General features: G+C 42.0%; 7 protein-coding genes and 1 tRNA gene. All 8 read right to left on the reverse strand.

Going from position 1 to position 9296, the window contains the following annotated elements:
* Window positions 1-81: 81 nt before the first annotated feature.
* Complete coding sequence (rpoB, locus tag IOD06_RS05075; protein ID WP_189585786.1) at window positions 82-4200, reverse strand: DNA-directed RNA polymerase subunit beta; 4119 nt, start codon at window positions 4198-4200, stop codon at window positions 82-84.
* Between the two features lie 848 nt (window positions 4201-5048).
* Window positions 5049-5420: a 50S ribosomal protein L7/L12 gene (rplL, locus tag IOD06_RS05080; RefSeq protein WP_010201714.1), complete on the reverse strand. Its 372-nt coding sequence runs from the start codon at window positions 5418-5420 to the stop codon at window positions 5049-5051.
* A gap of 126 nt (window positions 5421-5546) precedes the next feature.
* Window positions 5547-6074: a 50S ribosomal protein L10 gene (gene rplJ, locus IOD06_RS05085; protein WP_010201715.1), complete on the reverse strand. Its 528-nt coding sequence runs from the start codon at window positions 6072-6074 to the stop codon at window positions 5547-5549.
* Between the two features lie 432 nt (window positions 6075-6506).
* The gene (rplA, locus tag IOD06_RS05090) at window positions 6507-7208 is read right to left on the reverse strand and encodes a 50S ribosomal protein L1 (RefSeq protein WP_010201716.1); all 702 of its coding nucleotides are present in this window, start codon (window positions 7206-7208) and stop codon (window positions 6507-6509) included.
* On the reverse strand, window positions 7209-7640 hold the full coding sequence (gene rplK, locus IOD06_RS05095) for a 50S ribosomal protein L11 (RefSeq protein WP_010201717.1): 432 nt from the start codon (window positions 7638-7640) through the stop codon (window positions 7209-7211).
* 89 nt (window positions 7641-7729) lie between these two features.
* Window positions 7730-8260, reverse strand: a complete 531-nt coding sequence (nusG, locus tag IOD06_RS05100) for a transcription termination/antitermination protein NusG (protein ID WP_010201718.1) — start codon at window positions 8258-8260, stop codon at window positions 7730-7732.
* 57 nt (window positions 8261-8317) lie between these two features.
* On the reverse strand, window positions 8318-8806 hold the full coding sequence (gene secE, locus IOD06_RS05105; RefSeq protein WP_194619557.1) for a preprotein translocase subunit SecE: 489 nt from the start codon (window positions 8804-8806) through the stop codon (window positions 8318-8320).
* Window positions 8807-8857: 51 nt separating this feature from the next.
* Window positions 8858-8933 (reverse strand) — tRNA-Trp (locus IOD06_RS05110).
* Between the last annotated feature and the right edge of the window lie 363 nt (window positions 8934-9296).

Genomic DNA, 9296 nt, shown 5'->3' on the forward strand with positions numbered 1-9296 from the left:
GCAATTTAGCATACTGCTTTTAGCTAACCACTAAGGTTAATAACTGACTGTAATAATCTTAATTCAGTCAGCCAGCCATTCTTAATGGGTTTGTTTTAACTCAATGTTAATACCCAATGATTTGATTTCTTTGGTCAAGACGTTAAACGATTCAGGCATACCTGGATCCATATATTGCTCACCATCGACGATGTTTTTATACATACGGGTACGGCCTTCAACATCATCCGATTTCACTGTCAACATCTCTTGCAGCGTGTAAGTCGCGCCGTAAGCTTCTAGTGCCCATACTTCCATCTCACCGAAGCGCTGACCACCAAACTGCGCTTTACCACCAAGTGGCTGCTGCGTGACTAGTGAGTAAGAACCGGTTGAACGTGCATGCATTTTGTCATCAACCAAATGGTTAAGCTTGAGCATATACATGTAGCCGACGGTTACTTGACGATCAAACTTCTGACCCGTACGACCATCATACAACGTCTGCTGACCGTTTCTGGCTAGACCAGCAAGCTCTAACAAGTCTTTGACTTGATGCTCATGCGCACCATCAAATACTGCCGTGCCCATCGGTACACCGCCACGCAAGTTGTCTGATAGTGCCATGATGTCGTCATCACTCAAGCTATCTAGATCAACTTGTTCACCGCCTACTTTGTTATAGATTTGGTCTAAGAAATCACGTAAGTCTTTGATCGCGGCTTGTGCTTTAAGCATACCATCGATTTTCTCGCCCAAACCTTTTGCTGCCATACCCAAATGCGTCTCTAGCACCTGACCGATGTTCATACGAGACGGAACACCTAGTGGGTTCAGTACGATGTCAACGGTATTACCATTTTCGTCATAAGGCATGTCTTCAACCGGCATAATGCGCGATACCACACCTTTGTTACCATGACGACCAGCCATCTTATCACCAGGCTGAATACGACGCTTAACCGCTAGATATACTTTAACGATTTTTTGTACGCCATGCTGTAAATCATCACCGGCAGTCAATTTGCGTTTTTTCTCAGCAAACTTCACATCGATGTCTTTTTGCTTATCAACTAAGTAATCAGCGATTTGCGTCAGACGCTCAGAGATTTCTTCTTCAACTGGCTGAATATCAAGCAAAGTCTCAAGGCTCATATCTTTCATATCAGCCAATGCCATCACTGTACCGGCCTTTAGACCTGAACCACCACTGACTTTTTGACCATCAAGCAAATTACCAATACGACCACGAGCGGCTTCTTCAAAGATACGTAGCTCTTCTTTTAAATCTTTACGGTAACTATCAAGCTGTGATTTTTCAATCGCTCTTGCACGCGCATCTTTTTCGACGCCATCACGGGTAAAGACTTGAACGTCAATAACCGTACCTTTGCTTGATGTTGGAACACGCAAAGACGTGTCTTTAACATCAGCGGCTTTTTCACCAAAGATAGCCCGGAGGAGTTTCTCTTCTGGCGTCAGTTGTGTTTCACCTTTTGGCGTCACTTTACCGACTAAGATATCACCAGCATCAACTTCAGCACCGATATAAACGATACCCGCTTCATCAAGGCTTGATAGCGCCGCTTCACCAACGTTTGGAATATCAGCAGTAATCTCTTCAGTACCTAGCTTGGTATCACGCGCCACACAGGTCAATTCTTGAATATGAATAGTGGTGAAACGATCTTCTTTAACCACTTTTTCAGATAACAAGATTGAATCTTCGAAGTTGTAACCATTCCACGGCATAAATGCGATGCGGATGTTCTGACCCAATGCCAACTCGCCAAGATCCGTTGACGGACCATCAGCCAAGATATCACCTACAGCAATAGCGTCGCCTTGGTTCACGATAATACGTTGGTTGATACAAGTGTTTTGGTTAGAACGCGTATATTTAACGAGGTTATAGATATCAATACCGGCTTCACCAGCAATCATCTCATCTTCATTTACACGAACCACAACACGTGAGGCATCAACGTCTTCGATCACACCACCACGCTTAGCGATGACACAAACACCAGAGTCACGAGCAACGTGACGCTCCATACCCGTACCTACTAACGGCTTATCAGCACGTAGCGTAGGAACAGCCTGACGCTGCATGTTCGAACCCATCAAGGCACGGTTAGCATCATCATGCTCTAGGAACGGAATCAAACCTGCTGCGACCGATACGACCTGACTTGGTGACACATCCATATGCGTCACTTTTTCTGGCGGCATGCGAACGAATTCACCATAGCTACGCACACTGACCATTTCATCAGATAACGCGCCTTCTGCGGTTACTGGTGAATCAGCCTGTGCAATGACCGTACCTACTTCTTCAATGGCGGATAGATATTCAATAACATCTGTGACTTTACCATCAACCACACGGCGATAAGGCGTTTCTAAGAAGCCAAAGCTGTTGGTTTTAGCAAATGTTGCCAATGAGTTGATAAGACCAATGTTTGGACCTTCAGGAGTCTCAATTGGGCATACACGACCATAATGGGTATCATGTACGTCACGTACTTCAAAGCCTGCACGTTCACGAGTCAGACCACCGGGTCCTAATGCTGATACACGGCGCTTATGGGTAACTTCAGACAACGGGTTGTTCTGATCCATAAACTGTGACAACTGGCTTGAACCAAAGAACTCTTTAACCGCAGCCGCAACAGGCTTTGAGTTAATCAAATCTTGTGGTGACAAGTTATCAGATTCCGCTGAGCTTAAACGCTCTTTAACCGCACGCTCAACACGCACTAGACCAACACGGAATTGGTTTTCTGCCATTTCACCAACAGAACGAATACGGCGGTTACCTAGATGGTCAATATCGTCGACTTCGCCGCGACCGTTACGAATTTCGATCAGCTCTTTTAGCACGTTAACGATATCGGCATTGGTCAATACGCTACGTTCGCGCTGGATATCTGGATCATCTGTGTTATCAAATTCTAACCCTAGACGACGGTTAAATTTCATACGACCAACATTTGATAGGTCATAACGATCAGCGTTAAAGAACATGCTATCAAATAGTTTTTCAGCAGTTTCGACCGTTGGTGGCTCACCTGGACGCATGACTTTATAGATTTCAATCAATGCTTCTTCACGGCTTGAAGTACTGTCAGCACGTAACGTATCGGCAATATAACTGCCTTGATCGATATCGTTGGTGAACAGAATGCTGAACTCTTTGATAGAGTCACTGGCTTCAAATGCGCTTAATTTAACCAATAATTCATGGTCAATTAATGTATTGGCTTTAGCGATGACTTCATCGTTAACGACGATATCTTCGGCCAAAATACGCTCATATAAGTATTCATCAGGGATAGAGATTTTGGTCATACCTGCTTCTTCAAGCTGACGGATACGACGGGCATTGATACGTTTGCCCTGCTCTACGATGACGTCACCTTCAGGTGATACGATATCGAACTGAGCCATCTCGCCGCGCAGACGATCTGCAACCAGATCAATCTCAAACTGCTCTTCACCTTTATAAACCGCTACTTTATCAAAGAAAAGATCTAAGATTTCAGCAGTGCTCAAGCCTAGGGCACGAAGGATAATAGATGCCAGTAATTTACGACGACGGTCAATACGAGCAAAGACTAAGTCTTTTGCATCAAACTCAAAATCAAGCCATGAACCACGGTAAGGGATGATACGTGCGTTATAAAGCACTTTACCACTTGAATGTGACTTGCCTTTATCATGATCAAAAAACACGCCAGGTGAGCGATGTAATTGCGATACGATAACACGCTCAGTACCATTGATAATAAAGGTACCGTTTTGGGTCATCAATGGGATTTCACCCATATAAACACTTTGCTCACGGATATCTTTGATTGCCGCTTTACTGTCTTTGTCTTTGCTGTCTTTATCTTTGATAATTAAGCGGATTTTGACACGCATTGGTGCTGCAAACGTTGAGCCACGTAAGATACACTCACGCTCATCAAACTCAGGATCGCCCAAATAATATTCAACGAATTGTAACTCAGCATTACCAGAGTGACTCTCAATTGGGAAAATAGAGGAATACGCAGCTTGCAGGCCACTATTCTCACGAGCTTTTGGCTTTTTATGCTCTTGCAAAAATTGCTCGTAGGAATCTACTTGAATAGACAGTAAATAGGGAATGTCCATCACAGTGGGCAATTCAGCAAAACTTTTGCGAATACGCTTTTTTTCAGTATAAGAATATGCCATCGAGAGTCCTTACAGTAAACGTGGAAACAAATTGAAAGCGTGGCCAGCATGCATCAATACTATTTGATATTAATATTATGCAAACTTGGCGACGTAAACGATAATATAAAACGGGTGTTAATACTCAGCTAGTGACTGTTTATCCATTCGTACAGGTGATACATTGGTATGTGCTTCATCAGTGCGCCACTATGACACTATCATTTAATGTTACAACTGCATTTAATGTTGCAACTGCATTTAATGTTATAACTGCATTTAATCTTACAAATCAATCTAGTCTTATCATCGGTATCTAAGCCACTCTATATGATGGTTTAGACCGACAGTTTCAATATAAGTCAATCTATAATAAATTGATTTATAGGTTAATACTTACCAATACTCTTGAGAAGAAACAACTTCTATTAGGGTTATCCTAATCTACTTACCATCAAAACCAATGTCGTCGCTGATATATACCGTCTACGAGCCTACCTACTGACAGTAAAACCATGCTAAATGGATAACCTAAGATTAACAGCTTTTCAGAATTAATAATAATTGGGGTAACTATAACTTTTAGAATCAGTATAAACTATAGTGTTAATGGGAAAGCATGCAGACACAAAAAAATGCCAAACATCTATGGACGTTTAGCTGATATTAACTGATTTCAAAAACTGGTATGTGTGCTTGCACTGTGTTTATTTGCATAGCTATCGTCTGTCCTTTTGATGGGTATCCACCGTGTTGTTGCATACGTATGTTGGCAGACACAAAAGGTCAAGCTACGAATTATAATAAAAAAAAGCTGGCAATGCAAGGCATTACCAGCTTTTTTTGTACAACACTAAGATAAGCTCAGCTTATTTTAGTTCAACAGTTGCACCAGCTTCTTCAAGTTTCTTTTTCAACTCTTCAGCTTCAGCTTTGTTAACGCCTTCTTTGATTGGAGCTGGAGCGCTTTCAACCAAATCTTTCGCTTCTTTCAAGCCAAGACCAGTAGCTTCACGTACGGCTTTAATAACGCCAACTTTCTTCTCGCCAAAGCTGGCAAGAACTACGTCAAACTCGTCTTTTTCTTCAGCAGCAGCAGCAGCAGGGCCAGCAGCAGCAGGTGCAGCAGCAACAGCAGCTGTTACGCCGAATTTTTCTTCCATGTCGCTGATTAACTCAACGATATCCATTACTGACATTTCAGCGATTGCGTTTAACACATCATCTTTAGATAGTGCCATGAGAACTCTCCGTTATCTGATAAAATTTAATTGATTTTAATATCGCTTTGATTGTTTGCCAAATGTTCAAATAGTGTTGGCAATAAAGTACAATCAGCGATGTCAAAGTTACGTTAAAACAAGCAATTAAGCAGCTTCTTTTGCGTCTTTGATTGCCGCTACAGTGCGAACGAACTTGCCAGGAACAGCGTTCATAGTCTGGACAAGCTTGGTCACTGGTGCATTCATAGTAGCCATCAAGATAGAGATTGCTTCGTCGCGAGTTGGTAGCTTCGATACGCGCTCTAGCTCTTCTGGACCATAAACAACACCACCGACTGATACTAATTTGGTCTCTAAAGCTTTGTTATCTTTGCTGAAGTCGAAAACGACTCGAGCAGCAGATCCCAAATCTTCCATAGAGAAAGCCAAAAGTAGTGGACCAGTCATACGGTCTGACATGCTCTCAAACTTAGTGCCTTCAAAAGCGCGTTTTGCTAGGGTATTTTTTACCACTTTCAAAATCACGCCTTTCTCACGGGCTTGTTCGCGCAGCTTAGTAAGCTTTGCAACACCAATACCGTGATATTCGGCAGCTACTGCTGAGTAAGCATTAGCAGCAACTTCAGACACTTCAGCCACAACTTGTTGTTTTTGCTCTAGCGTTAATGCCATAAGTTGACTCCTTTAATCTTATCAGTCTGCTCAGTATTTTAATTCTTAAAAATCGAAATTTTCAATTATTAAACAACTAAATTAGACTGACTTGATACGACACGTTATTCATAAATTCTATAAAAATAAAACCTACTCGTAACGACTGATTACGGCACCGTTATCAGAATGACATCAAGTGATAGATTGAACTATCGGCTCTTATCAACAACTGGGTGGATCACCGTCTGCGTAGGACAACTAAGATTTTCATCTGTGGTCGATTAAAAAAAGCAGCTTGTTATCATATTTAACCATTCAAAAATTGCTATCTATGACACTAAACCACTCTCTACCTACGGTCTTAGACAGCGTAGCATATGCTACGCTGACCTAATTTTTTAGAATTGGTTTGTACTCATTATTCAAAATATTTGAAGAGTGAATAATTAATTATTTAGCAGTGCGATAAGGAACAGCATCAATAGTGATACCTGGACCCATAGTGCTAGACAAGGTAATTTTCTTAATGAAAGTACCTTTAGACGTAGCAGGCTTAGCACGTTTTAGATCTGTGATTAATGCTTCAGCATTTTGAATAACTTGCTCAGCAGTGAAACCAACTTGACCAATAGTAGTATGAATGATACCCGCTTTGTCTACACGATACTGTGCTTGACCAGCTTTAGCATTTTTCACAGCTTCAGCAACGTTTGGCGTTACTGTACCAACTTTTGGGTTAGGCATTAGGCCACGTGGACCTAGGATAGTACCTAACTGACCAACAACACGCATTGCATCAGGAGCAGCAATAACGATATCAAAGTCCATGTTGCCAGCTTTGATTTGTTCTGCTAGGTCTTCGAAACCAACGATGTCAGCACCAGCTTCTTTGGCGGCTTCAGCAGCAGCACCTTGAGCAAATACAGCAACGCGTTTGGTTTTACCAGTACCAGCAGGTAGGTTGGTAGCGCCACGAACGACTTGATCAGATTTACGTGGGTCAACGCCCAAGTTTACTGCAATGTCGATAGACTCTTTGAATTTTAGTGCTGGCAAATCGTTTAAGATTTGAACCGCTTCTTCAATCGTGTATAACTTTTCGTTTTCTACACGCTCAGCGATTAACTTTTGACGCTTAGTAAGTTTACTCATTTACACACCCTCCACGGTAATACCCATTGAACGTGCAGTACCAGCGATGGTACGAACAGCAGCATCAAGATCAGCAGCAGTCAAATCTGCATCTTTAGTCTTAACGATATCTTCTAATTGTGCACGGTCAACTTTACCGACTTTAGCGGTGTTTGGCGTACCAGAACCTTTAGCGATACCAGCAGCCTTACGTAGTAAGTACGCAGCTGGTGGTGACTTCATGATAAAGGTAAAAGACTTATCGCTATATACAGTGATCTCAGTAGGAATCGGTAGACCCGGCTCTTGGTTTGAGGTTGCAGCGTTAAATTCTTTACAGAATGCCATGATGTTCACGCCTTTTTGACCCAATGCTGGACCAATCGGTGGTGAAGGATTTGCTTTGCCTGCAGGCACTTGCAGTTTGATGTAACCATCAATCTTCTTAGCCATGATACTCTCCTAAATGGGTAATAGCGCCAAATCAACGTGGTATAAACCTTATTGACTAACAGCTCCCCGGTTGATGAATTTTTACGGGTTTAGTCTAGCTTCTCAACTTTACTAAACTCAAGCTCGACCTGAGTCGGTCGATTAAATACGTTTACCGTTAAATGTAGTTTAGACTTTTCATAATCCACTTTTTCAACCAACCCTTTAAAGTCAGTAAATGGACCATCGATAACCAACAACTCTTCGCCCGGCTCAAATAGAGTCTTAGGACGTGGGTCAGTTTCAGTCTGATTCAAACGGTTTAAAATACGATCTGCTTCTACTTGGGTGATTGGCGCTGGTGTTTCAGGTGTACCACCGATGAAACCCATAATACGTGGACAATCTTTGACGATGTGCCAAGTATTGTCATTCATTTCCATCTGAATCAATACATAACCTGGAAAGAATTTACGCTCGCTTTTACGCTTTTTGCCGTCTTTCATTTCGACGACTTCTTCAGTAGGAACCAATACGTCACCGAATGATTCAGCGAAGTCACTACGATTAATACGATCAGTTAATGAACGCTGTACTTGCTTTTCATATCCTGAAAACGCTTGGACAATATACCAACGCATGTCACGCTCCTGATCATTATAAGTAAATTTTGGGTTAATATGCACTAATACGTGCTATTAACCAATAAAGAGGCCAACGAACCAGTTGAAGAAATTATCTAATAACCAAACTAGAAATCCAACAATGGCAATCATCACAAGAACTTGCCAAGTATACTGAAAAGTCTCGTCTTTGCCTGGCCATGTCACGCGGCGTAATTCAACGGCAGCATCTTTTAACAATATTTTAAAAGCGCGACCCTGATGCGTTAATGCTAAACAGACTAAAGCAAATACAATAAGGGCAACGATAATACCAATACGTACCCAGACATCATTGGCAGGCTGCCAATAGCCAGGTAAATATTGATTAACTAACGTCGCCCCAATTAAAACTGCTGCGGCAAGTAGCCACAGAATCACATCTTTCATTGAGCCAGTTTTAGCCACTTCAACAGCCGTCGTTTGATTGCCTGCTGAGATGTGCTGACCTTTAGACAGCATTCCACCAGCACCCGCCTTGGCATCAGATAACTTGTTCTCGAGGTTATCTTGATTATTGCTCATAAAGAACTCGCTTCGGAGATGGTGAGGTGTAACAAAGATGTGATAAGAAGATGGCAGGCGATGTAGGACTCGAACCTACAACCCTCGGTTTTGGAGACCGATGCTCTACCAATTGAGCCAATCGCCTATGGGTGTAAAGGACAGCATTATACAATATTGAGCATAGAATGCAAGCCTTTAGCGTTAAAATTGTATATTTTAGCTAATTTTTCTAGTCAACAAACGCTCTTTTCGTAAAAAATGCTTCGTAAGAAGCAGCATTAATATAACAAGCCAAGCACTATATTACAATAGGAGACATAGCAGATATGGCATTCAATTTAAATCTCTCTAAGAGTTCTAAAACAACCTTCTACCACCCAAAAAAAAGCCACCCTCAATAAAGAGAGCGGCTTTTTCATAACTAACTTACCAGCTCATTACTGAGACTGATAGATTAGTTCAATACGTTAGCAACAACACCAGCGCCTACAGTACGGCCGCCTTCACG

The organism is Psychrobacter sp. N25K4-3-2, from assembly GCF_015351755.1.
GTDB lineage: Bacteria > Pseudomonadota > Gammaproteobacteria > Pseudomonadales > Moraxellaceae > Psychrobacter > Psychrobacter glaciei.